Here is a 24,321-nt window from a genome sequence, read left to right on the forward strand (position 1 = left end):
GAATCCGCTTGATGCAGACGTTCCAATAGGTCACTGTTTTCCATGGTGGTTTCCTTATCTTGTTAGTTTTGCTGCCTCCAAGCTTGGTCGCTTGGGGGCGGGAAACCACCTCAAAGTTTTAACAATTTTTGGGACTCTTCCTGTTCGAACGCTGAGCTTATATGAACTGGAGCGCAAAAACGGGAAGGATCCGATCAGAGCCTTCCCGTTTTGAAGTGGAGTGGTGAGGAGTGAATGGAGTGTGTCAGATCAGCATCATCGCAGGGTTTTCGATGATTTCCTTCAATGCCTTGAGATACTGTGCGCCGACGGCACCGTCGACGATGCGGTGATCGCCGCTCAGTCCCACATGCATGCGGTCGCCGGGAACGATTTCGCCCTTGGCGTTGACCACGGGTTTGCGAACAGTGGCACCGACGGAGAGGATGGCGGCGTTGGGCGGATTGATGATGCCATAGAAACTGTGGATGCCATACATGCCCAGATTGGTCACCGTGAAGGTGGAGCCGGACATTTCGTCAGGTTTGAGCTTCTTGTTCTGCGCCTTGGCGATCAATTCCTTGGCCTCGGCACTGATCTGGCGCAGCCCCTTGAGGTGTGCATTCTTGATCGTCGGTGTAACGAGACCCTCCTCAACCGCGACGGCAAAGGCCATGTGCACCTCACCGTGCTGTTTGATGTGATCTCCCATCCAGGATGCATTGGCGGCGGGAACTTCGCGCAGGGCCTCGGTGGCAGCCTTGAGAATGAAGTCATTGACCGAAAACTTGAAGCCTCCCTGTTCTTTGGGCAGCGAGCTGGTTTTGGCATTGATCAAGGAACGCATCTCGAGCAGCGGCCCCATATCGACCTCGATATCGAGATAGAAGTGGGGGATCTGCGTCTTGGATTCGAGTAGGCGCTTTGCGATGACAGCACGCATGTTGCTGACTGGCAGATCGACGGTTTCGCCAATGCCTGGACCTGAAACGGGGGCACTGGCTGCCGTACCCGCAGCGGATGACGCCGCCCTGGGTGTAGCGGTTCCCTTCTCAGCGGCCTCGAGCACATCCTTGCGAACGATGCGACCACCGGGACCTGAACCCTTCACCTGTGCGATGTCGACTCCCTTTTCCGCAGCGATCTTTTTCGCGAGCGGAGAGGCCTTGATGCGCTTGCCATCGCTGCTGTTTGAAGTGTCGGATGATGGCGACCCACCGGAGCTGCTTGCCTGGGAGGATTCCGCCTTGGAACCCGAATCAGATGGGGACGCGGAGGAGGATGCTTCCTCCTGTTTTTCCTTGGATTTGGATTCCTGCTTTGCATCTTCCTTCGCGGGTTCATCACCAGCGGAAGGGGTTACATCGGGTGCCTTTTCGCCCTTATTTCCGATGGCGCAAATGGGTTCGCCCACGGCGACCTGTCCACCTGCTTTGACATACTGCTTGAGCAGGACGCCATCGGAAAATACCTCCATTTCCATGGTCGCCTTATCGGTTTCGATCTCGACGATCATGTCTCCGGAAGCGACGCTGTCGCCCTCTTTTTTCAGCCACGATACGATGGTCCCGACGGACATGGTATCGCTGAGTTTGGGCATTTCAATGAGTTCAGCCATGATGTGTAATGGGTTTGCAAGTTAGAGGATTTCGGCGGCCTTTTTGACCACACGCTGTGCATCCGGAATTTGAAGTTTCTCGAGCGGCATGCTGTAGATCTGGGGAGCATCGATGGCCGAAACACGCTTGATCGGAGCGTCGAGGTCATCAAAGGCCTTGTCCTGGATCAGAGCAGCGATCTGGGCGTCCACTCCGCAGAAGGGCTTGTTCTCCTCAACGAGCACAACGCGGTGAGTCTTGCGTACGGACTTGAGAATGGTTTCCTCGTCGAGTGGACGGATCGAACGCAGGTCCACAACCTCGACGGAGATATCATACTGCTCCTCAAGGATTTCGGCGGCCTTGAGACAAGTGATGACGGCTCGCCCGTGTGCGATGAGCGAAAGATCGGAACCCTCCTTCTTTACATCGGCCTTGCCGATGGGGACCAGGTATTCCTCCTCGGGGACCTCGCCCTTGTCGTTGTAGAGAATGGTATTCTCCATGACCATGACCGGATCGTTGTCGCGGATGGCGGCCTTCATCAAACCCTTGGCGTCATAGGCCGTTGCCGGGCAGACCACCTTGAGGCCGGGTGTATTGGCCAGGAAATTTTCGGGTGTATGGGAGTGTGTCGCACCGACGGCAGTGCCACCATTGGCGGGGCCGCGAATGACGATGGGGCAATGGATCTGCCCGCCGGACATGTAGCGCACATTGGCGGCGTTGTTGATGATCTGGTCCCATGCCACGTAGGCAAAGCTCCAGAACATCAGCTCCATGACCGGGCGAATGCCCAGCATGGAGGCACCGATGCCCATGCCGATAAAACCGGCCTCACTGATCGGGGCATCGACGACCCGCTTGTCGCCAAATTTTTTGAGCAGTCCTTCGGTGACCTTGTAGGCACCATCAAACTGGGCAACTTCTTCTCCGATGATCACAACGTTTTCGTCCCGCTTGAGTTCCTCAGCAAGGGCTTCGTTGATCGCCTGACGATAGGTAATACTACGCATGAAAGTATGAATGGTTAGCTGGATTGGCGCTGCGGTTCAGAGGGTTTCAAAAAAGAAGGTACCCTCCGCCATTTTTTGATCGGGATGGTCGGTATCCCAATAGATGTCAGACATCAGCTCCTCCTGTGGAGGGAAGGGACTCTTGTCCGCAAACTGTGCCGACTTCTCGGCCTCCTCGGTGGCTTCGGCGCGGATCTGCTTGAGCAGGTCATCGGTGAGCACACCTTCCTGCTTCAGGGTTTCCTCGTAGAGCGTGATCGGGTCCTTATTCTTCTTATAGTTCTCGATCTCCTCCTTGGTGCGGTAGGACTTGTCGGGATCGGACATGGAGTGTCCGCGATAGCGATAGGTCCAGAGCTCGACGATGCTGGGGGTCTGGTTTTCCCGAGCATCAGTCATTGCCTTGTTGAGGATGGAGCGCGCTTCGTAGACGGAATTTCCGTTGCCGGCATACCAACCCATCTTGTAAGCCTCTGCGCGCTGGGCCAACACATCGGCTGCGGAGGAACGCTCCTGGCTCGTACCCATGGAATACCCATTATTTTCGATGAGATAGACCACGGGAATGCGCCAGAGGGAGGCAAGGTTGAGCGACTCGTGGAAGACACCCTGGTTGACGGCACCTTCGCCGAGCATGCAGACAGCGCAGCCCTTGAGACCCTTATACTTCAGGGCATAGGCGAGGCCCAGTCCGAGTGGAGTCTGGCCCGCCACGATGCCATGACCGCCCCAGTAGCGCTTGTCGGGTGCAAAGTAGTGCATGGAGCCACCCTTGCCCTTGGAACAACCGGTGAATTTGCCCTGAAGCTCGGCCATGCATTCATTCATGGACATGCCGACGGCGAGTGCGATGCCGTGGTCACGGTAGGCCGTGATCACGTGATCGTTTTCGCCCATGAGCGATGCCACAGAGGCGGCGATGGATTCCTGGCCAATGTAGAGGTGAAGGAAACCACCGATTTTGCCCTGCTGGTAAACGCGAAGGGTGCGTTCCTCAAATCGCCGGATGCGGATCATCTCGCGCAGCAGATGGATGCGCTCCTCCTTCGAGAGGGATTTGTTGATCGGGTCTTTTCCGTATTTTTTGTTGTGTTCGAGGACCTCCTCGCGCGCGGCGATGGAAAATTCCTTGGAACGTTCAGATACTCTTTGGGTAGGCACGATTGCTGATTAAGTATTTCGGTTGTGAAAGGTTTGAAAGCTGAAAAAGCGCGGCCCCATCAGGCACTGCTGCGCTCGGGCTTGCGGTAGCGGGCTGACTGCTCGTCAGCTTGGTAGGAGGAGCGCACGAGCGGCCCGGACTCGACGACGTCAAATCCGAGTTCAAGCCCCCAGGATTTCCAGTGCTCGAACTCCTCAGGGGTAACCCAGCGGTCGATGGCCACATGATCCGGGGTTGGCTGCAGATATTGCCCGATGGTGACGATGCGTACGCCTGCATCGTACATGTCGGTGAGCACATCTTCAATTTCCTCCTGCTGCTCACCGATGCCGAGCATGATGCCGGACTTGGTTGGAAATCCGCGCTTGGCCGAATGTTCGAGCACTGCGAGAGAGCGGTCGTAGCGTGCGGTTTTGCGGATGGGACGCTGCAGGCGTTCGACGGTCTCCATGTTGTGGTTGAAAATCTCGGGTTTGGCATCGAGCACGATATCGAGATGATCCATGTTGCCCCGGAAGTCGGCGGTGAGCACCTCCACAGCAGTTTGTGGGCAGCGCTGGTGGATCGCACGAATCGTGGCGGCCCAGATCGAGGCGCCACCATCTTTGAGGTCATCGCGCGCCACTGAGGTCACCACGCAGTGTTTCAAATTCATTTTGGCGACAGCCAGAGCCACGCGCACCGGTTCACCGAGGTCGAGTTCCGTCGGACGACCGGTTTGAATCGCGCAGAAGCGACAGGAGCGCGTGCAGATGTTGCCGAGAATCATGACCGTTGCGGTGCCTCGGGACCAGCATTCTCCCATATTGGGACACTGTGCGCTCTGGCAAACTGTATGCAGTTGGTTCTGCTCTACGGTCTCGCGCGTTTCCCGGTACATCGCACCGGTCGGCAACTTGGCTTTCAACCACTTTGGCTTACTTTTCAGCATGGGTTCGCATAGTTAGTGAAAATCCCCCAGAATTCAACTTCTAATAGGTGCTTGACCATGGCCATATCGGGTATGTAACCCAGTTCGGCAGCCATGGAGGTGACGGTTCCGTCGGTGATGCCGCAGGGAACGATTCCGGCAAAGTGTTCGAGGTCGGGATCGACGTTGAGTGCGAGACCATGGTAGGTGACCCACTGTTTCACTGCAATTCCCATGGCAGCGATCTTACGCTTCTCCAGCCAGATGCCCGTCATTCCCTGCCTCCGGCTGGCGAACAGACCAAAATGGGCGAGGGTGCGGATAAGGGCTTCTTCTAAATGACGCAGGTAGCGGTGCAGATCCTTGTGATGGGCGAGGTTGACGATGGGGTAGGCGACCAACTGGCCGGGGCCGTGGTAAGTGACGTCGCCTCCACGGTTGGTCATTTCCACGGCAATGCCAGCCTGTTCGAGCAATGCTGCTCCCCATTTGAGATGTTGTTCGGCATTCTTGCGCCTTCCGATGGTGTAAACGGGGGAGTGCTCGGTAAAAATGAGCGTATCGCCGCGCTCACCAGCGATGCGCTCGGCTACGCAAAGCAGCTGCCGGTCATAGGCCTCTTTGTAGGAAGTGCGCCCCCAATCTACCGTATTGCCAATCATGTGAGACTGATCTTGCTGCACGATTTGATAATACGCAATCTTCGGAATGACGGAACGGGGTGGATTTGTGCCGGACTGCTCCTCCACTGCATTATGGGCTGGAGCAGGCTCATGCATACATGAAAAAACCGACGATCATCATCGCGGAAACTGCCACCTTGAACAACATGGCTGCCACACCCCCGAGAAAGGAACCAAAGCCTGCCCGACCCGCCTTGCGCCACTCCTGTCCCCCGATGAGTTCGAAGAGAATGGCCCCGATGAGCGGTCCGAAAATCAGCCAGAAGAGGGGAGGTGGGATGAAAAAACCGATCAATCCGCCGACGATGGCTCCCAGTCCGCCCCGCCAGGTGGCTCCGAATCGCCGCGCCCCCCAGTAGGTCAGCGCGTAGTCACCAGCCATGGCGACCAGGGAAAGACCCAACATGATGAGGATAAACTGCCAACTGACGGAGTGGTCGGGCACCCACAGGCGGTGCAAAACGATGCCCGTTAGCACGACAAAGTTGCCGGGAGCCACAGGCAGGATCGTCAGGACAAATCCGATTAGAAAAAAGAGCCACAGCATCGCCATGGCCCAAAAGGGGGCCGAGCTGAGAAAATCCGGTATCCAGTCCCAATTCATGATAGTGTAATGTGCTGTTGATGGCGGAGCAACGCAACCTGCTTGATTGAGGAGAGGGATTGGTGTTGCGCGTTACTTCAGACGGCTCACGGCGAGCGTGTGTTCCTTGAGCGGCTTGCCGTTGAGCAAGTGATTCTGAAGAATGCGTTCAATGACATCGGGAGTGCAGCTCATGTACCAGACTCCGTCGGGCTGCACGAGCAGGTGGGGTCCCTTCTGGCAAATGTCAAAACATTGAACAGGAGTCAGGGCGACGACGGGCTTGGGGTCGTTGCTCAGTCCGAGTTCTTTCAGACGCTTTCGCAAATATTTGAGGGATTCTGCTCCTTTATCCGCGTGGCAGCATTTCCCACACTGTGCACCACCGCAGAAAAACAGGTGATATTTGATGGTTTCGATGCCCAATCGCTCCACCTTGCGTTTGAGCTGGGAATTCAGGCGCGGTGTATCGGAGAGGGATTTGTTGAATTTTCGAACGTAGCCGGCTTTGCGAAAGATCTCAAAAAGCTCCCTGCTGATCCACGCATCCGTGGCCGCGTAAGTGATCTGCTTGGGAGTCAGTTCGTCCTTGGCCCAGTTGGTTACCTGCGCACTTTTGGAGATGCGTTTGCCCAGCAGGATGGCACAGAGACTGCGCAGGCCCGTGTTGTTGATTTTGGCGACTCGCGCCAAGTCGGCAAGGTCGATGAAAGCTTCGGGGGCAAAGGGGAAGAGCTTCATGAGACCGGCCAAATCATCCCTTATGGCGACGCCTGCTTTGGTGATGCTTGCATCTGCAAATAACTCTGCAATGCCGGACTTGTCCTCAATGCGATTGAGCTGGATCAAGTATGCCTTTTTGCGTGTGCACAGCTGCAGCAGTGAGGGCAGGTAGACATCTGTCTTTCGAAAGCTCGGACGGGTTTCGGTGTCAAACCCCAGGATCTTCTCGCGGCGCAGTTCCTTAAGGGCGATGGTCAACTCCTGTGCCTCGCGGACCAATTCTGTGGGTCCCTCATATTCGACCAGCGGCAGTTTGTTGATTTCTTCTTTGGTAATTGATTGGGCGAATGGATTTGTTTTGTAGTTCAGAGGGCCAATCATTGATACAGTCCAGTTTGTCCGTTTGCGTGAAATTGCGATTTGATCAACGCAGTTCATAAACAACAACTCGCCATTGGGGAAGGAAGAATTGTGCTGAGTCTCGATAAATTTGAAGGTTGGCATCGAATCCGCTCACATCACATGGAAGTGACGTTCAACCTGATGTGAGGCAAAGGAAAGTGGAGAACAACGCTTTCGCTTGCGAGCAGCCGAGATTCGGACAAGTTGAAAACGTGCCGTTAAAACAGAGCTTTGCAGCTCGGGATGACGCTTTGCAGCAACTATGGATGACAAGATTTTTTTGAAAGCATTTTGGGAAAGCACCAATTGCGCGATGGTGTTTTTGACACAGGATTGGGATTCGGAATCGCTCCGCATGCCATTTTTCATGGAACCCGATTCCATCCGCTTTGAGATTGAGCGAGTGCATCCCTACGAGATAGCGCGACTGTCGGGATACTGCATTGAAGGGGACCAGATTCGCTTTGTGCTTGATCCTACGGTTCACCCATCGCTGGACGTGGATGAAAGCGTGTATGTGGCGGGGCAATTCAACGATTGGCAAGCAGCGATTGGCAAACAGGCCTACCGCTTGTGTCCCTATGAGATGAATGGAAATCCGGTGCTGGTCGTGGATGTGCCAGTTTCGGAATTGAAGGGGGAATACACGTCCTACTTTCGGTTTGTCTCCGAAAAACACCGCTGGCTGAGTGTGCCCGAAAATGCGCCGAACCTTGTCCCAAATCGTTATCAGGGAAGTGATTTTATGCTGAATCTGCGCCAGAGCGGGCGACATGTCTTTCACCTTCGAACTGATGAATCGATCAGCCTGCACCGGCACATCGCATTGCATTGGAAGGACCCGAATTTTCACGAAAGCATTGCGATTTCGAATGCGGAGTTTTACCTCTCGCTCGAGTCTTCCTTGCCAATGGGAGTCTCACGCGAGGGAGAATTGCTGGTGTTTCGCCTCTTTGCTCCCCGCGCCAACCGGGTGACGCTCGAACTGTTCAAATCCCTCAAACAGGAAAAACGGGAGCGCCATGAGATGAAGGAAAATAAGGACGGCTCGTGGGAAATTGCACTTCCGAGGGACTGGGATCGACACTATTATTATTACTACGTTGATGGCATCAACCATGACGGCTCAACCTGCTTTGACGGCACCTTGCCTATCGTCGATCCCTATGCCCGCGCCATGGCATCTTCGAAAGGACCGGGCATCATCGTCGATCCGTCGACGCAGCCCTTGGCCAATTCCACTTATCACCCGCCGATGTGGCATGATCTGGTGATCGCCGAAGTGCACCTGCGCGACCTGATGGCGAATTCCTTCCTTCCACTCTCTAACACCGAGCGTCAGCAATTTCGGGGCATGAGCAAATGGCTGCGTGATCAGGGCAACTACCTGCGGCAGCTCGGGGTCAATGCCATCGAGTTTCAACCCCTGCACGAATTTGAGTATGACTCCAAGGATGAATACCACTGGGGCTACATGCCGGTGAACTGGTTCAGCCCCGCCAGCTGCAATGCGCGCTTCCCGAAAAATGGTTCACAGATCGAAGGGTTTCGCGACATGGTAGCGGCCACACACGAGGCGGGGTTTGCCTTCATTCTGGATGTGGTTTACAACCACTTGGGTTCTCCCAATGCCTTGTATGCAATCGACAAACACTACTACTATGAGGTGGATTCCAACTTCAACCTGACCAATTGGAGTGGAGTGGGGAACGACCTGCGCTGCCGCTCTCCCATGGCCAAGCGATTGATCATCGACAGTTTGAAATACTACATGACCCACATGGGTGTGGACGGCTTTCGCTTCGATCTAGGCGAACTGATCGGGCGTAGTGTGCTGGAAGAGATCGAGCACGAACTCAAAGCAATCAACCCCTCCGTCATCCTGATCGCCGAACCATGGAGTTTTCGCGGGCACATTGCGGACAAGCTGAAATTCACGGGTTTTGCGTCCTGGAATGACAGTTACCGCGACTTTTTTGTCAAATACCTCGGAGGCGATGGCTCACCTGAGCAGTTCGCCTGGCACCTCAAAGGTTCCCCGGAAGGGTTGACGCGATTTCCCGCGCAGACGGTCAACTATTCCGAGTCCCACGACGACTATTGCTGGATGGATCTCATCACCGAAAATGGGCAGCGGGATGGATCTCACCCCTCCTTCAATGACATGCGGCGCACGCACCTGATGTTTTCGATGCTCTTCATCTCGCTGGGTATACCGATGATTTCGGCCGGACAGGATTTCCTGCGCAGCAAGCGTGGAGTGCGCAACACCTACCAGCGTGGCGACATCAATGCGATGGACTACAGCCGACTGATCTCGTTTTCAAATACCCATGACTACGTGCGGCGCTGGATCGCGTTTCGCCTCTCGGATGCGGGATCGTTACTACGGCTCGAATTCCATCCGGATGAGGACTATTTCCGCTTTTCCCATGCGGAGCATGGAGGACGGGGATTGGCAGTATTGATCAATGCCAATCATCAGCATGGCGAACGTCAGCTGATTTATGCGATCAATCCGAGTTTGCACGCCGAATCCTGCAGCATTGAGGGTATGGGAATCGAAGGAGCTACCCAGATCGCAGACCAGTTCCGTTTTGAGATTCATGGACTTCCGAGTGCGCGCCTGAGGTGGAAGGACGGCAAACTGCTACTGCCACCGCTCACCTGTGGACTCTGGATTCGCTAGGTGCTCGAGAGTGATCGCACAGGGTCTTGTATTCCGGAGTTGAATGCTTCAGGATGTCCGGTTCATTGAGCAATCAGATGGCCACGACACTTCCCAACATCGAACCCATGATTCTATCCGCGCGCGCAACCACGGGTGCGTCCGGACTTTCGTCACTGCAGCAGGAGATTCTGCGTCTGAAAACAGAGCGAAACGCAGTCATACTCGCGCACAATTACCAGATTCCCGAAATCCAGGAAGTAGCTGACTATCTCGGAGACTCCCTCGGGCTTGCCTACCAGGCAGCGTCGACGGATGCAGAGGTTATCTGTTTTTGCGGGGTGCATTTCATGGCGGAAACTGCAAAAATCATCAACCCGGAGAAGCGGGTGATTTTGCCCGATCTGAATGCGGGTTGTTCGCTTTCGGACTCATGTCCTGCGGAAAAACTCGCTGCCTACCGCGAACGCTACCCGGACGACTACGTGGTGGCCTACATCAACTGTTCTGCAGAAGTAAAGGCGCTGAGCGATGTCATTTGTACCAGTGGAAATGCGGTGCGCATCGTGGAGCAGGTGCCTGCGGATCGGGACATTCTCTTTGTGCCCGATCAAAACCTCGGGCAATGGGTTGCGGGGCAAACCAACCGCACCATCAAATTGTGGCCGGGCAGCTGTTACGCGCACGTGCTCTTTTCCAAAGAACAGATCGAGCGCATCCGCCTCGACCATCCCGGGGCAAAAGTGGTGGCTCACCCGGAATGTGTTGAAACGGTTCGCAATATTGCGGACGAAGTTTGCAGCACGGAAAAAATGGTGCAGTTCTGTCGAAGTGACGATAGTGATACCTTTATCGTGGTGACCGAGACCGGGATGCTGCACCGACTCCGCAAGGAACTTCCGAACAAGACCTTCATTGCGGGTCCGACCGAAACCTGCGCCTGCAACGATTGCCGGTTCATGAAACTCAACACCCTCGAAAAACTTCATGCTTGCCTCGAGACACTCAGTCCCGAGATTCACCTGTCTGCAAACCTTATCGACAAGGCACGCCTGCCGATCCAGCGCATGCTGGACTGGAGCCGCTGAGTCCTCTTGCGTGCCCGCTACTGACCGGGCATATATGAGTGCGCAGTGTGGGTCTTCGCTGCCTTGTTGAGGAAGGCTGACATTTTTCGTTTTGATCACACCTGAAAAACGGGCGATTGCGAATCGCACCTACACGCTGGACTTGATGCGTGCACCCTTTGCCGGAGTGCTGGAGTCCGGCATGCATGCACTGGTGCTGTTGATCGCGATTCGGGTCTTTGACCCCAATCCCTTTTTCAAAGCATGGATCCCCGCCTCGATTTCAGTCGGCTTTTTGCTCAGTCCGATCGTGTTATCCGTTGCATGGCGGTTGAGGGTTCGCGCAACCCGCATCGCATCGCTTTTGTGGATACTGAGCGGACTTTGGGTCTTCGGAGCAAGTTATGCGCAGGGATTTCATGGGTATTTTGCGATGCTGGGTCCGGGCATGCTCGTGTTTGCGCTGGTGCCAACGTTCATGATCTTTGCCTATGCAAACAACTACACGGCGCAGCAGCGCGGGCAGCGTATCGCCGTATTTTTCATGATCTCGTCTGCAGCAGCCGTCGTTTTTTCGTTTTGGGCGGGGGAGTGGCTTGATGTGGATTTGGAGCGATTTCGCTGGATTCTGCGAATCATCGCCGCTGCTGCTTTTGCCAGTGCGGCCTGTGCGTTTTTCATGCCTTCTCCGCCGGTGGAGGCGAAGCATCATGGATCACCGCTGCAGCATTTTTCGTTGATCTGGAAGGACCGCCTGTTTGGTGGCATGCTGGCCTCGTGGATGTTCATCGGGTTCGCCAATCTCATGACGATTCCACTCCGCGTGGAATACCTGGCCTCGCCAAGCTACGGATTGAATCTCAGCAATGCGGAAATTTCGTTGTTGGTCGTTGTGATCCCCTCGATCTGCAGGATTCTGAGCACGCGGATCTGGGGGTATTTTTTCGACCGGGTCAACATGCTGGTGCTTCGCAGCCTGCTCAATGGCATGTTTCTGGTCGGCATCCTGATGTTTTTCATGAGTCGAAGTTTTGAACCGATGGCAATCTCCATGGCGATAACCGGCTTTGCCCATGGTGGAGGCAACATTGCCTGGAGCCTGTGGGTGACAAAAATTGCACCACCAGAGAAATCCGCTTCCTACATGAGCGTGCACACCGCAACCACTGGTGTCAGGGGACTATTGTCACCCTTTCTCGGGTTTGCAGCAATCACGCTGTTGGGACCGGTGCAGACTGCCTTGATTGCGTCGGCACTTGCCGGAATTTCGATTCTGATCAACCTTCCGCTGACCCGACACCCACGCCTGAAGGCATCGTATTGACAAGAATTCTGCGTTAGAGAGAAGGCGACTCAGGTTGCAGTAAGACCCGAGTTGGCTCAGTGGGTTTTCAGGAGTTCGATGTGGCGAAGCAACAGCGAGGTGGGCACCAGACCCGCAGGAGATTCATCGATCCAGTTGCGACAGGGTTTTTCATGCCTGAGCTGATGCACGTGCACGGCATCGGGATCCAGACGTCGGTCGAGAGTCGATGCTTCAGCCGGAATCCATTCCACTGGCATGCCATACCAGGTGAAGCCGACCCGGTACCAGCTCGGTCCTGCAGGAGCGGGTTGACCGCGCAGAAAAACCGGGTTGCGCTCCAGAAAGTCGGGACGTTTTTCGAAGTGGATCCAACATTCAAACGAGACGGGTTCTGTGAGGAAGTAGGCAAAAAACGGGGCACCGGGGTGATCGAGGTAATAGTTGAAAAACTCCAGCGGGTGTAGACCCAGCAGATTCATCCCGTTCCAGGAGCCATGCCAGTTGCGGGTTTCAAATCCCTGTAAGGCATACCAACTGTCAAATTTGCTGTTGAGCCTGACCCCGATTTCGAGGTGCAGGTGTGCGTTGGCAACGGGAATGGGGATATTGGATGAGCTGTTTCCCATGGTTCCCAGAACATCTCCTGCGCGCACGCGCACGCCAGGCCGGATGGAGTCTGCGATTTGCTCGAGATGGGCGTAGAGTGAAACCCACTCGAGACCCTGTCCGACGTGAGAGATCACCACATACTTGCCATAATTGCTGTGCTGCGTAGTGCGACTGACATGCGCCACGACTCCGGCTGCGATGGAACCGATCGCATCCAGACTGCGACCATCGGGAGAGCGCTGCACTGATTTTAAGTCAACTCCTTCATGAAAGCGACTTCCGCCATTGCGAGTGCAGCCCCAGTCCGCAGATGCCAGCCTTCCGGATGAAGTGGGTTGCAAGTAGTGTTCTGGATGCTCTCCGTTGAGAAAGGCCGTGTTGGGTGTTGGCCAAACGAGCGTACTTCCGTAGGTGGACACATCCGAGGCCGCTGTGAAAAGAATGCTGCAGGCAAACAGAGCGATGCCCGAAAACCACCACTTTTGTTGTTGCGAAACCATGAATAGCAAGGGCAGAGGGTCAGTTTAAGGCTGTGCCTGAAGCGATTTCTGAATGTTTTGAACCAGCGTGGGAAGCTCGCCCTCATCCACCTCAACATGGATCGCGAGAGTTCCGTCTTCGATGATGCGGTCAATGCGCCAGGCGCCCAGGGGTTCGGAACCCACGACGAGCACGAGACGCCTCGAGCGGTATGTTCCGGACAGCTCCATGAGGCGCAGGCGCGATTCAGGATTTAGCGCAAACTCCAGATACGGACCCATGGTTCCCTGTTTTAACTGAACCGATTGCAGATCAAAGTGGGGTATGCTTGGAACGGGCTTGATCTGGATCACCGATGCGCTGATCGGCAGTTGCACACTCGTCACCCTGGGGTTTCGGAGTTCGGAACCCCGTGCTTCGATGAAAAAATTGGGAATAAACTGAGGGTCAGCCTTCGGACCTGTAGCACAACCCGCCAGCAGCATCAGAAGGCTGATGCATTGCAAAGAGCGCGCGATGGCATGCCTGGGAATGGACTTGAGATTCACGATGCCTCCGGAATTGCAGTTTTTGAGGCATCATCGCTTTGCTCTGCCGCTGCGGATGCATCATCCGAACTGTCAGAACCTCCCAGGATGCTCAGGTTTTTTTCAATGTGAGCCATGTTTTCGGGATTCATTTCCACCGCTTCAACCAGGTATTCCTGCTTGGATTTTACATGGCGAAAATTGAGATAGTGCTGGGGGATGCCGCGAGATGGAATGGATTTGAGGATGCGCTTGCGCTCGAGAAAAAGGGCCAAAATGTAGATCATGCACTTCGTGGAATTGGAGCGAATCGATACCTCGACGGATTCCGCCATCGAGAGGAACAGCTCCTCTACCGATTGTGCCTGCTGTTTCTGCTCCTCAGAGTGAGTGGTGTCGGGTTCCTTGATTCGGCGGGACCAGCGTCCAACGATTGGGCCGTCGAGCGAGAGTTGTTCTGCAACGGACTCGAGCACATCGAGACGAATGAGGCCCTGTGTTGCGCTTTCGACAAGCAGACAAACGACCTGATCTCCGGGTTGGAAGGTTTGGCCGCTATGAGCGCATTTTCGTGAGAAGGATTGAATCTGCCACTCCGTGATCATCTCGCTTGAAGATGAAGGAAAGCCGCACGGGAATCAAGTGTTCGTTGGTCCCTGAGGGTCTGGTTTGCCTTGGGATTCGTGTCCCAGGAAAAAATCGAGCTGTTCGCTTGAATCAATTTGGGCCTTCCGGACGCCATCCTGCATCTGCAATGTGATGCGTTGTTGATGTTTCAGCGAGCCTGCATGAGTCATTACCTTGCCCTTGGAATCACGGACCACCGCAAAACCCCGGCGAAGAACATTGTCAACACCCAGTCCTTCGAGACGTTTTTCCAAGCCTCTCATGTGTTGTGCCCTGCGATCCATTTGATGACGAACTTCCCTGCTCAGGCGCAACTGCAGCGACGTGAACTGGTCGCGCCGCTGAAGGAACTGACGTGAGGGATGCAGGTTTTTCAGGCGTTCAGCGGCGAGGTGGGTTTCATGGCGATAGCGATGCATGGCGCTTGATAGGCGAGAACCCATGCGCTGCTGCAATTCATCCAGGCGCAAATGGCGATTTTCGAGCATGCGAGACGGAGTGACACCCCTCAGACGCTCGCGGTTATGCTGCAGTCGCTGCAAGTGTTGGCGCATGCCGACGGCAAGCTGACGTCGCAGGGCGAGTGTTGACTGTTGCAGCCGTTGTTGAATTTCCAGATACCCGCTGGAGATGAGTTCTGCTGCTGCACTTGGGGTTTCGGCGCGCTGGTCTGCGGCAAAATCAGTCAGCACAAAGTCGATTTCATGACCCACCGCTGATACAATCGGAATCGCACAGGAAGCCACCGCTCGCACGACACTTTCCTCGTTGAAATTCCAGAGGTCCTCAACACTTCCACCTCCGCGGCCGATGACGAGCAGGTCGAGTTCGCCATACGATTCTGCCCACTTCAACTTATCCACAATATCCGCCGCACCCTCGCTGCCTTGTACGGTTGCGGGAAAGAGCACGATGCGACCCATCCATTTGCGTCGCTTGAGGATGCTCACAAAATCACGCAATGCAGCCCCGGTTGGTGAAGTGATAATGCCCACGGTGCGGGGCAGGAGGGGCAGTGCCTGTTTGCGCGCTGCGTCAAAAAGTCCTTCGGACTGCAGAAGTTTCTTAAGCCGTTCAAACTCAGCCTGAAGGCGTCCGGCGCCTTCCTCCACACAATCCCGAATGATCAATTGATAGGAACCACGTGGTTCATAGACGCTGAGATTCCCCAAAGCCAACACCTCCATGCCTTCCTTGAGACGTAAGCGCAGGCGCGATGCATCTCCACGAAACATGACCGCACTGATCTGTGCTCCGGCATCCTTCAGCGTGAGGTAAATGTGGCCGCTCGATTGATAACGAAGGTTGGAAATTTCACCCTTCACCCAGGATGGCGGAACCGCTCCCTCGAGCAGTCGCTTGATCTGGGAAGTCAGCTCGGAGACTGTGCGGATTTGATCGGGTGAAGGAGATGGATTCACAGTCAGAGGCTAGGGGTGGAGTGGGATGGATCGGGACTCTCTGGCACGGGTTTCAACTTGTTGGCCATACGGGATCGCAGCCAGTGAATGGTGATTCCCATGACGATGATCAGGGCAATGGCACCCAGGGCAAGTCCCAGCTTGCCTTCGAAGATGGCTCCACCACCGATGACAAAGCCCGGAGTATAGAGCGCCTGCACAGCCATGCCAATGAAGAGGTATTTCCAGAATGGAACTTTGGATACCCCGAGAAAGTAGTTTTGTACAAAAAACGGAATTCCCGGAGTGATGCGAATGATCAGGGCGACCTTGGATTTGTGTTCTTCGGGGATTTCCGGAAGCTTGCGCGAGAACAGTGCCACTACGCGCTGGCAAAGCGAGTGCAGCGGGTATGCCGATACAAAATAGGTCCAAACCATACCGAGAACCATTGCCGAATAACACAGCAACAGGGCAGTGGGAAGGCCATATCGGTGGGTGTAGAGTGCACCGGCAAGCACGAGAAAGGGACTCAGCGGCAGCGGAAGTCCCGCCACAAACAGCACTGCAAGAAAGGCGAGCAATGGATAATCTGCAATCGATTCAATGATTTGATCGCTCAGCGTTTTGAGATCCGAAGGGCTGATCCCTGTTACCCGCATGGCATAAATTCCCGATGCAGCCATCGTGATGAGCACAGCCAATACGAGCAGTGTCTGCGGACGTTTGAGCTGGGATGAGAACGAAGTCCAAAGATTCGAAGTCATGGTGTCAGATTTTTTTCCAGGCGCTGGCATGGCAAACGGTCCACTGGAATTTTCGTGCATGTTCGCGAATCAGCATGGGCAGGTCAAATGCTTCCAGTTGTGTGAAATGCAGGCTCAGCACGTCGGTAACAGCCTCTTCCGCAGATGGACCATCCTCCCGTCCGCCCAGCCACAAGGATGGGGGAGTAAACGATTCGAGGTAGGTATATGGTGTGGACAAGATCAGCATACCACCGGGGCGGAGCGAGCTGGCGAGTCCTTGCAGGAAACGCGAGGGATCCGGAAGACGGCAGATCAGGTTGCTTGCCAAAATCAGATCAAATTCTCCGAGTGAAAAAGTTGCCAGATTCATTGCGTCTCCCCGAATGAAGCGGGTTTTAGCGGCATCACATCCCTCGGGCACTGTGCACTGAGCCGGTTCAAATCTTGAACCCTGAATGCGGAAGCGGTATTGAAGCGAACCCTCTTGCTTGAGTCGGGAGGCGGCATGGATGAACGCCTGAGAGTAGTCGATGCCAACCACCTCGTCGAACCATCGCGTCAGCTCGAAAGTGCTTCGCCCGACGGCGCAGCCCAGATCCAGTGCGCGTGTCGGCTGTGAGCTGCTTGCCGGAATTTCGGGATAGAGGTGTTGGAACTGATGCGCGATTCTTCTTGGAAAATCGACACTTTGCGAAGGACCAAAACTCCAGGGCAGGATTGTTTCGGGATCTCCATAATGGAAAAGCAAGTATTCCGAGAGAACATCCGCATCCTCATAGAACTCACTCATTCAACCCTCCCATGGAACAAACTTTGCGAAAATGGCGTTCTTCAACGGGTTGGATCGAGAGGCGTTGCCCGCGTTTGACGACGAGCATGTCGCTGAGATCGGGTTCGTTTTTCATCTGTTCCAACGTGACCATGCGCGGGAAATCCTGGGAGAAAGTTACATCCACCATCAACCAGCGAATGTTGTCGGGAGAGGATTTGGCATCATAATACTGAGATTTCGGGTTCCATGCGCTGGGATCGGCATAGGCCTCACGGGTCACGACTGCGATACCCACAATACCCGGAGGATCCACCCTGGAATGATAGAAGAGCACCTTGTCTCCAAGTTTGACATTGTCACGCAGGAAGTTGCGGGCCTGGTAATTTCGAATCCCGTCCCAGGTGGTGGTTTGTCGGTCCGATGTTTTGAGATCGTCCCACGAAAATTGGAAGGGTTCGGTTTTGAAGAGCCAGTAAGCCATGAAAGGGATTCTTAGTGCATGTTGAAGTCATTTCAAATCTTACCTTTGAAGAAATGCATCCCGCATGCGAATGTTCGCATTTCTGGAAAGCAGCAGCACTGAATTTCCAACGATGGAGATGGCGATAACTAAAATGAACTTGTGTTCACCTTTGTTTCGTGCACACTGATGCCCAGCATGCGCAAAATCATCCACATCGACATGGATTGCTTTTTTGCAGCGGTCGAGATCCGGGATCGTCCCGAATTGGCGAAGAAACCCGTTGCGGTGGGCGGAACTCGTGCGCGTGGAGTGCTGACGACGTGCAACTATCACGCAAGGAAGTTTGGCTGCCATTCCGGCATGCCCGCCTTTCAGGCGTTGCAGCGCTGTCCGCAGCTCATCTTGCTTCCGACAAATTTTGAAAAATACCAATTTGAATCGAAACGGATTCGCTCGATTTTTGCGGACTATACTGAACGCATCGAACCCCTCTCGCTCGATGAAGCGTATCTGGATGTTTCTGAAATCACTGATCGCTATGCCTGGGACGTTGCCAAGGAAATCCGTCAACGCATCCGCGCCGAAACCGGATTGACGGCCTCAGCCGGAATTGCGGGCAACAAGTTACTCGCAAAAATTGCCAGTGACTGGCGCAAGCCTGATGGGCAGTTTGCAGTGCTTCCGGAGCAGGTGGACGCGTTCATGAAGACACTGCCAGTGGGAAAAATATGGGGGGTCGGCAAGCGCACGCGAGAGCGACTGGCCTCTCGCGGTATTGAAACATGCGGGCAGCTGCAGCAACTCAGTGAATTGGAAATGTTGCAGGAGTTCGGCAGTTTTGGAGAGTCCCTGTTCTGGCTCTGTCGGGGAGTAGACACTCGCGAAGTGGTGGTTGAACGGGAACGCAAATCGATGAGCACAGAAACGACCTTTGCGAACGACTTGCAGGAGATCGAACAGGCCGTATCGGAATTGCGACGCCTCAGTAATGAACTTGCGGTGGAATTTGAGCGTTCAAGACACCGTTCACGGCGCATCACGACAGGATTTGTAAAACTCAAATTCTCGGACTTCCAAACGACCACACGGGCTGGTGCATGCCATCAGATCGATCCCGCGCATTTCGAAACACTGCTCAGGCAGGCGTGGGATCGCGGAAATGGAAAAGTTCGCTTGCTTGGAGTGGGTGTTCGCTTTGCACCAGCTGTCTCCCCGCCTGATGATCAGATGGTGTTGGAACTCATGCCAGGTGATGCTTCGATGGAGTAGGGCAGGGGAGTTTGCGTTCCGGTTGAATACTGAATACAGCATTTTTTGAAACGTTCCAGGAAATGGGTATTCAAGAATGCTTTACGATGCAGCAGCGTGCTCTATGATCATGCACAATGAAGCATGCTCTTTCGCCCTTTTTCATTATGATTCTGTTCGCCAGTGTGCTTGCGCTACAGGCTGATGATGAAGCAACCATTGCGACAATGGACCCTCTTTACATCTATGGGAGTCGCTTGAATCCGCTTTTTGAGGATTTTAATGACGATTTTTTTGATGAATTGAGGGATCAGGTCTCAATTTTCTCATCAATTCAATCTCTTGAAGGCACTCATTTTTTTCATCCTTTGGGAGCTGCGGGCAACAGTGAACTCATCGTTCGGGGAGGCGAACCCAACTACACCAAAGTGCGCATTGACGGAATTGAGGTGAACAACTCACTGGATCATCGCGGTGGGGGATTTGCATTTGCGAGCCTTGCAGGCATGCCTGTGCAAGCCCTTCAGTTGCAAAAAGGATCGCTTTCGTCGCTCGAAGGCTCCGGAGCACTCAACGGTATATTGGCATTTGAGCTGGGTTCGCCGAGCGGAGAAAGTTATGTCAGAGGGAGCATCGCCTCGACGGGTTGGGCTTCAGGGGACGCTGTCACCCGACTCGAGTCAGGGCGATTTGACTCGCAGGTCGGTGTGCACTCCACCCGCGAATCAGGGCGTTTTCGGGATCATGAGTTTGAAAGCAGAGGCGGTTTTTTGCGTACCCGTATCGATGCGGGCACGGGAGGAACCTGGGTTGCCAGCCTGTGGTCGACAAGTTCGGAACAGATTCGCTTGCCGGAGGACAGTGGCGGACTACGTTACAGTGAATCCGATGAATTGGAAACCGTCGAGACTGACACTGTTGGTCTGAGTCTTCGCTACAGGCAGCAGATTCTGGAGAATGCGCAAGTGTCAGTAACCCTGGGGCGGTATGCGATCGACACGCTTTCCGATTCACCAGGAGTTGCGGGTGGTCCGCGCAATCCGATGGGAATTCCCGGGAATCGTTTCGATGATGCCTTTCGACGATTGCAGGCCGAAGCGGATTTGAAGTGGACGGCAAATGAGCACATCGACCTGGTGCTCGGCACGGCGTTTCATCGGGAAACTGCGGAGAGTCGCAGCATTGTACACCTGTTTCCGGGATTTTCCCTTCCCTCCGAATATGATGTGAAGAGGGACAGCCAAAGTATTTTTGCAGAGCTGGGCTTGAGTTGGAGTGAGGCCCATGCCTTGCAGTTCTCACAGCGAATGGAAGATCTGTCGGGGTTGGACGCAGAGTGGAGCAGTGGCGTGCGTTTTCTCACCCGAACCCGCTTTCTGAACAGCACTCTCGATCTCAGCTTTCGGGAGGCGTTCAAGGCACCGAGCCTATTTGCCTTGAACAATGGACTGGTGGGGAACCCCGAACTGGATGCCGAGCGCAGCCACACTTGGGAACTTGGGCTTTCGGGTATCCTGCCCGGAACGGAAGCAGGCTGGAGGGTATCGGTGTTTCGTCAGGACTATGAAAATCTGGTCGATATGTCGGAACTGAGCCAACGTCTGGAAAACCTGGATTCCCTCCAGATCAGTGGACTGGAGGCAAGCATGTGGTTCAACCTGCATCCCAAGCTTCGCTGGTCGATGGATGTGGCTGCATTGGACTATGATCTGGATACCCCCGGTGAAATCCTTCGGCATCGACCCAAAGCCCAACTCACGACCCGCCTTCACTGGTATGCCCATGATGATCACGAACTCACGCTGTCCTTGCGCTGGACGGGGAGGAGGTGGGATTCCTCGATTCCAACGGGAAATCGGGAACTTTCCGCCGATACGGCAGTGTTTGTGCACTGGCGCTGGCAGATCGCCGCATCGCTCTACAGCAGTGTTGAGCTGCACAATCTGTTAAACAAGCGACAGGAGGTTCTCATCGGCTACCCAAATCCAGAGACAAGCGCGTGGGTTTCGCTGACTTGGAAATGGGGAACTTGAGTGCTTTTGCAGCTTCAGTTGAACGTCTGGCCAAGGTGTTCACGCAAAATGTTCTGAAATGCAATCAGAGACTTGTGCCAACAGTTAAGTGGAGTAAACCTTATGGTTTTCCTGATACCATGAAATTCACACTCAAATCTGTCATTACACTCGCATCGGCGACCACCCTGCTCGTTGCAATTACTTCCTGCTCCGATGATGCATCAGTCGATGAGGAAGTTGTTGCCAGCCCATCGGCAACGACCCAATCTTCCGATGCTCCTTCGCCCATTCTTGCACCCATTGAAAGCTCACTCGTGAACGCTGAGGCGGAGAGCATCTCGGTATCTGAAGTTGCCGAAGCGCCTTATGTTGCATTCTATTATTCTGCGCACTGGTGTCCACCATGCCGACTTTTCACTCCCAAACTGGTGGAATTCTACAAGGCAAACGGTGGTGGAGAGCGTTTTGAAATTGTATTTGTCAGTTCGGATCGTTCGGAGGCTGACATGTATGGCTACATGAAGGAAGAGCAGATGCCCTGGCTCGCCGTCAATTTCAGCGCTATTGATTCGAGCAACATCAAGCAACATGCGGGTGCCTACATTCCCTGGCTCGTGGTGTTTGATCGAGATGGCAATCAGGTAGCGAACACAGATTATGACAATGGTGTTGATCCTGCCAAGGTACTGGAGCAACTCGGCGACATGATTTAAGTCATCGGCTGAACAGCAAATTCAACTTTTAAAGGCAGGTGTTTTGTGCACCTGTCTTTTTTGCTGTACCCAAATTCGGGTTTTGACGAGCGGCTGGATTTGTGGTTTCAGATACGACTTCCGGAATTCGCCAGAAAGTCCGGTCTAGTTCCTTTTCTTGCAGATCTGAATTCTTCCAACATGAATCAAGAACCCCAGATAGCGGTGACACCCTTTGGTGTGACGCCAGACAACGAACCCGTGCTTTCCTTCCGCCTTCAAAACCGAAAAGGAATGTCGGTTTCCATCCTCGACTATGGTGGTATTGTGACCGCTATCGATGTTCCCAATCCGGATGGTACGACCACGGATGTCGCTTTGGGTCATAGTGACTTGGATTCGTATATTCGCAGTTCGTCTTTTTTTGGGGCGATCATTGGGCGGTTTGGGAATCGCATTGGCAGGGCCTCATTTGAGATCGACGGAGTCCGGTTTCAGCTGTCACCGACCACAGAACCTGGGCAGCCTCCCGTTCAGTTGCATGGAGGACTTCAGGGCTTTGACAAACGACTCTGGCGTGGAGTTCCACAAGTGCGCGATGGTGAAGCTGCGCTTGTTCTCAACCTGCTGAGTCCCGATGGAGAAGAAGGATATCCCGGCAATCTGGAGGTCGAAGTGATCTATACGCTGACGGATGCCAACGAGCTTCGCATGGACTACCGTGCGACTACGGACCGTGCGACTCACATTAACCTGACCAACCACAGCTACTTCAACCTGAAAGGCGAAGGGCAGGGCGACATCCTCGATCATGAAGTCTGGATTGATGCAGCAGCGATCACTGTCGTGGACGCGAACCTCATCCCAACTGGAGAACGCATGCCTGTCGAGGGCACGGCATTTGATTTTCAAGCACCGGCATTGATTGCGGACCGCATAAGAATGCCCCACGCACAACTCGAGCTTGGCGGCGGATTTGACCATAACTATGTGGTCAACCCTGCTGCAGGAAGTGCTTCGAGGATCGCAAAAGTGGTGGACCCGGCCTCAGGCCGCTTTCTTGAGGTCATCACAGAGGAACCGGGTGTCCAGTTCTACACTGGAAATTTTCTCGATGGCTCGCAGATCGGGAAGTCCGGTCGCCCCTATGGAAAACGCTCGGGCTTCTGCCTGGAAACCCAACATTTTCCAGACAGTCCCAATCAACCCCAATTTCCCAGCACGCTGTTGAGACCGGGCGAAGTTTACACCACTACGACCGTTTACCGATTTGGGGTAGAATCGCGCTGAAGAGTAAACTTGGGAAGTGAAAATGACGCAGTTGGGACAGAACCTACATGCAATGCTGACCGAAAATCTTAAAACTTTGATCGGTACATCCATTGATCCTCGGGTAGGAGCCTTGCTATACTATGCTTTTGAACAATCGCATTCAATCGACACCCCAATATGGAAACTGGACTCTCGCGCGATGAAATCCTGAACAAAACCAGTGCTGCATTCAGGCAGCGATTTGGTCAGGAACCGGAATTTGGCATCACTTCTCCCGGACGCCTCAATGTGATTGGTGAGCACGTCGACTACAACGGCGGAGTCGTGCTGCCCGCAGCCATCGAACGGTGGATTTGCGGTTGTGTGCGTGCAAACGGAAGCGGTCGCGTTCGCATCTACGATCTCAAATATGATGAAGCCGCTGAATTGTCTCCCAACGATCCCCTTTCACCGGAAAAGGGCAGCTGGCTGAATTACCCCAAAGGCGTGTTTGCGCAGTTTCAGGAGCGAAAGTTGCGAATACCGGGCTTTGATCTCTGTCTTTATTCTACGATTCCGACGGGCGGCGGACTCAGCTCGAGCGCTGCGCTCGAAGCCTTGTTTGCCACCATCATCGAGCATTTGCTGGGACTTGCGCTCGAACCGATGGAAAAAGCGTTGTTGTGCCAAAAGGCAGAGCACCAGTACGCAGGTGTTCCATGTGGCATCATGGATCAGGCAGCAGTCATTCTGGGAACATCACAACATCTTCTCAAGCTCGACTGCCGGGACTTGAGTGTTTCACAGGTGCCCTTTCAGAGTAATGAAGTTGCACTGATGATCGTGGATTCGGGAGTGCATCACGAATTGGCAAACGGGGAGTACAAAAACCGCCGTGATGCCTGTGAAAAGGCCTGCACAGAACTGAAGGTGAAGTCGCTTCGCGATGCCACCCGTGAGCAAATTGAAACGCTTGCATTTTCCGAACCCAAAATCCGCGACCGGGCCTGGCATGTGGTCAGCGAGATTGAGCGAACGGATTCCATGATTGCTGCCCTTCAGGCCGGAGACTTTGTTCTCGCGGGCAAGTTATTGCAGCAAAGCCACCACTCGCTCCAGTATGACTTTGAAGTCAGTTGTCCGGAGTTGGATTACCTGACCTCGCTCTGCAACGCACAGCCGGGAGTGTATGGCAGCCGCATGATGGGAGGCGGTTTTGGCGGAGCGGCACTGGTGTTGCTCGATAAGGCCGTTGCTGCCGACGTTGCATCACTGGCAGAAACTTCCTATTTTCGTAACTTTGGCATTCGGGCAACCGCGTTTATGACCAGTCCTGCGCAGGGAGTGGTATTAGAACGCTTCAGTTGAGCGAATGTGCAAAGCCCTGATTC

Annotated in this window: 24 protein-coding genes; 9 read left to right on the forward strand and 15 right to left on the reverse strand. The window is 54.2% G+C overall.

The genetic code is table 11. From position 1 onward, the window contains the following. Window positions 1-214: hypothetical protein (locus ABQ298_05115; GenBank protein ID MEQ9823745.1), on the forward strand; the 214-nt coding region annotated here is incomplete at its 5' end. A 30-nt stretch (window positions 215-244) separates the two neighbouring features. On the opposite strand, the gene ABQ298_05120 is transcribed toward ABQ298_05115, so the two are convergent. The 8 genes from ABQ298_05120 to ABQ298_05155 form a co-directional block, all read right to left on the reverse strand. Continuing rightward, window positions 245-1,597: a pyruvate dehydrogenase complex dihydrolipoamide acetyltransferase gene (locus ABQ298_05120; protein ID MEQ9823746.1), complete on the reverse strand. Its 1,353-nt coding sequence runs from the start codon at window positions 1,595-1,597 to the stop codon at window positions 245-247. 21 nt (window positions 1,598-1,618) lie between these two features. After that, window positions 1,619-2,593 (reverse strand): alpha-ketoacid dehydrogenase subunit beta, encoded by a 975-nt coding sequence (locus ABQ298_05125; GenBank protein MEQ9823747.1) that lies wholly within the window; start codon window positions 2,591-2,593, stop codon window positions 1,619-1,621. Window positions 2,594-2,629: 36 nt separating this feature from the next. Next, on the reverse strand, window positions 2,630-3,754 hold the full coding sequence (pdhA, locus tag ABQ298_05130) for a pyruvate dehydrogenase (acetyl-transferring) E1 component subunit alpha (GenBank protein MEQ9823748.1): 1,125 nt from the start codon (window positions 3,752-3,754) through the stop codon (window positions 2,630-2,632). A gap of 59 nt (window positions 3,755-3,813) precedes the next feature. Beyond that, entirely contained in the window at window positions 3,814-4,686 is an 873-nt protein-coding gene (gene lipA, locus ABQ298_05135) for a lipoyl synthase (GenBank protein MEQ9823749.1), read from the reverse strand. Then, the gene (lipB, locus tag ABQ298_05140) at window positions 4,680-5,444 is read right to left on the reverse strand and encodes a lipoyl(octanoyl) transferase LipB (GenBank protein ID MEQ9823750.1); all 765 of its coding nucleotides are present in this window, start codon (window positions 5,442-5,444) and stop codon (window positions 4,680-4,682) included. Before lipB ends, lipA begins: the two co-directional genes overlap by 7 nt. Continuing rightward, entirely contained in the window at window positions 5,437-5,952 is a 516-nt protein-coding gene (locus ABQ298_05145) for a DUF456 domain-containing protein (GenBank protein ID MEQ9823751.1), read from the reverse strand. The genes lipB and ABQ298_05145 overlap by 8 nt, the downstream gene beginning before the upstream one ends. A 72-nt stretch (window positions 5,953-6,024) precedes the next feature. Further along, window positions 6,025-7,035, reverse strand: a complete 1,011-nt coding sequence (locus ABQ298_05150) for a hypothetical protein (protein ID MEQ9823752.1) — start codon at window positions 7,033-7,035, stop codon at window positions 6,025-6,027. A gap of 132 nt (window positions 7,036-7,167) precedes the next feature. Continuing rightward, on the reverse strand, window positions 7,168-7,425 hold the full coding sequence (locus ABQ298_05155; protein MEQ9823753.1) for a hypothetical protein: 258 nt from the start codon (window positions 7,423-7,425) through the stop codon (window positions 7,168-7,170). Here ABQ298_05155 and ABQ298_05160 point away from each other — a divergent pair. From ABQ298_05160 to ABQ298_05170, 3 genes are all read left to right on the forward strand, one after another. Further along, window positions 7,412-9,745 carry an alpha-amylase family glycosyl hydrolase gene (locus tag ABQ298_05160; GenBank protein ID MEQ9823754.1) on the forward strand — a complete coding sequence of 778 codons (2,334 nt, stop codon included), beginning with the start codon at window positions 7,412-7,414 and terminating at the stop codon, window positions 9,743-9,745. The genes ABQ298_05155 and ABQ298_05160 overlap by 14 nt on opposite strands. A 77-nt stretch (window positions 9,746-9,822) precedes the next feature. Further along, entirely contained in the window at window positions 9,823-10,812 is a 990-nt protein-coding gene (nadA, locus tag ABQ298_05165; protein MEQ9823755.1) for a quinolinate synthase NadA, read from the forward strand. 91 nt (window positions 10,813-10,903) lie between these two features. Continuing rightward, on the forward strand, window positions 10,904-12,115 hold the full coding sequence (locus tag ABQ298_05170; protein ID MEQ9823756.1) for an MFS transporter: 1,212 nt from the start codon (window positions 10,904-10,906) through the stop codon (window positions 12,113-12,115). Window positions 12,116-12,171: 56 nt separating this feature from the next. On the opposite strand, the gene ABQ298_05175 is transcribed toward ABQ298_05170, so the two are convergent. Genes ABQ298_05175 through ABQ298_05205 form a run of 7 tightly spaced genes read right to left on the reverse strand, consistent with a single transcriptional unit; the run spans window position 12,172 to window position 17,742 of the window. Then, window positions 12,172-13,206 carry a M23 family metallopeptidase gene (locus ABQ298_05175; GenBank protein MEQ9823757.1) on the reverse strand — a complete coding sequence of 345 codons (1,035 nt, stop codon included), beginning with the start codon at window positions 13,204-13,206 and terminating at the stop codon, window positions 12,172-12,174. Between the two features lie 24 nt (window positions 13,207-13,230). Next, window positions 13,231-13,734 (reverse strand): hypothetical protein, encoded by a 504-nt coding sequence (locus tag ABQ298_05180; GenBank protein ID MEQ9823758.1) that lies wholly within the window; start codon window positions 13,732-13,734, stop codon window positions 13,231-13,233. Continuing rightward, on the reverse strand, window positions 13,731-14,318 hold the full coding sequence (locus tag ABQ298_05185) for a hypothetical protein (GenBank protein ID MEQ9823759.1): 588 nt from the start codon (window positions 14,316-14,318) through the stop codon (window positions 13,731-13,733). The genes ABQ298_05180 and ABQ298_05185 overlap by 4 nt, the downstream gene beginning before the upstream one ends. Before the next feature lie 33 nt (window positions 14,319-14,351). Then, complete coding sequence (xseA, locus tag ABQ298_05190; protein MEQ9823760.1) at window positions 14,352-15,761, reverse strand: exodeoxyribonuclease VII large subunit; 1,410 nt, start codon at window positions 15,759-15,761, stop codon at window positions 14,352-14,354. 2 nt (window positions 15,762-15,763) lie between these two features. Beyond that, a complete protein-coding gene (locus tag ABQ298_05195) occupies window positions 15,764-16,507 on the reverse strand; it encodes a VTT domain-containing protein (GenBank protein ID MEQ9823761.1) in 744 nt (247 codons plus the stop codon). A gap of 4 nt (window positions 16,508-16,511) precedes the next feature. Continuing rightward, window positions 16,512-17,279 carry a putative 4-mercaptohistidine N1-methyltransferase gene (locus ABQ298_05200; protein ID MEQ9823762.1) on the reverse strand — a complete coding sequence of 256 codons (768 nt, stop codon included), beginning with the start codon at window positions 17,277-17,279 and terminating at the stop codon, window positions 16,512-16,514. Further along, the gene (locus ABQ298_05205; protein MEQ9823763.1) at window positions 17,272-17,742 is read right to left on the reverse strand and encodes an EVE domain-containing protein; all 471 of its coding nucleotides are present in this window, start codon (window positions 17,740-17,742) and stop codon (window positions 17,272-17,274) included. Before ABQ298_05205 ends, ABQ298_05200 begins: the two co-directional genes overlap by 8 nt. A 177-nt stretch (window positions 17,743-17,919) precedes the next feature. On the opposite strand from ABQ298_05205, the gene dinB reads away from it, so the two are divergent. The 5 genes from dinB to galK all read left to right on the forward strand — a co-directional run bounded on the left by dinB (window position 17,920) and on the right by galK (window position 24,298). Then, window positions 17,920-18,993: a DNA polymerase IV gene (dinB, locus tag ABQ298_05210; GenBank protein ID MEQ9823764.1), complete on the forward strand. Its 1,074-nt coding sequence runs from the start codon at window positions 17,920-17,922 to the stop codon at window positions 18,991-18,993. 146 nt (window positions 18,994-19,139) lie between these two features. Beyond that, window positions 19,140-21,005 carry a TonB-dependent receptor gene (locus tag ABQ298_05215; GenBank protein MEQ9823765.1) on the forward strand — a complete coding sequence of 622 codons (1,866 nt, stop codon included), beginning with the start codon at window positions 19,140-19,142 and terminating at the stop codon, window positions 21,003-21,005. Window positions 21,006-21,124: 119 nt separating this feature from the next. Further along, on the forward strand, window positions 21,125-21,700 hold the full coding sequence (locus ABQ298_05220) for a thioredoxin-like domain-containing protein (GenBank protein MEQ9823766.1): 576 nt from the start codon (window positions 21,125-21,127) through the stop codon (window positions 21,698-21,700). A 180-nt stretch (window positions 21,701-21,880) separates the two neighbouring features. Next, complete coding sequence (locus ABQ298_05225; protein ID MEQ9823767.1) at window positions 21,881-22,969, forward strand: aldose epimerase family protein; 1,089 nt, start codon at window positions 21,881-21,883, stop codon at window positions 22,967-22,969. 159 nt (window positions 22,970-23,128) lie between these two features. Then, complete coding sequence (gene galK, locus ABQ298_05230; protein MEQ9823768.1) at window positions 23,129-24,298, forward strand: galactokinase; 1,170 nt, start codon at window positions 23,129-23,131, stop codon at window positions 24,296-24,298. Window positions 24,299-24,321 lie beyond the last annotated feature (23 nt).

It is taken from the genome of Puniceicoccaceae bacterium, assembly GCA_040224245.1.
Classification (GTDB): domain Bacteria; phylum Verrucomicrobiota; class Verrucomicrobiia; order Opitutales; family JAFGAQ01; genus JAKSBQ01.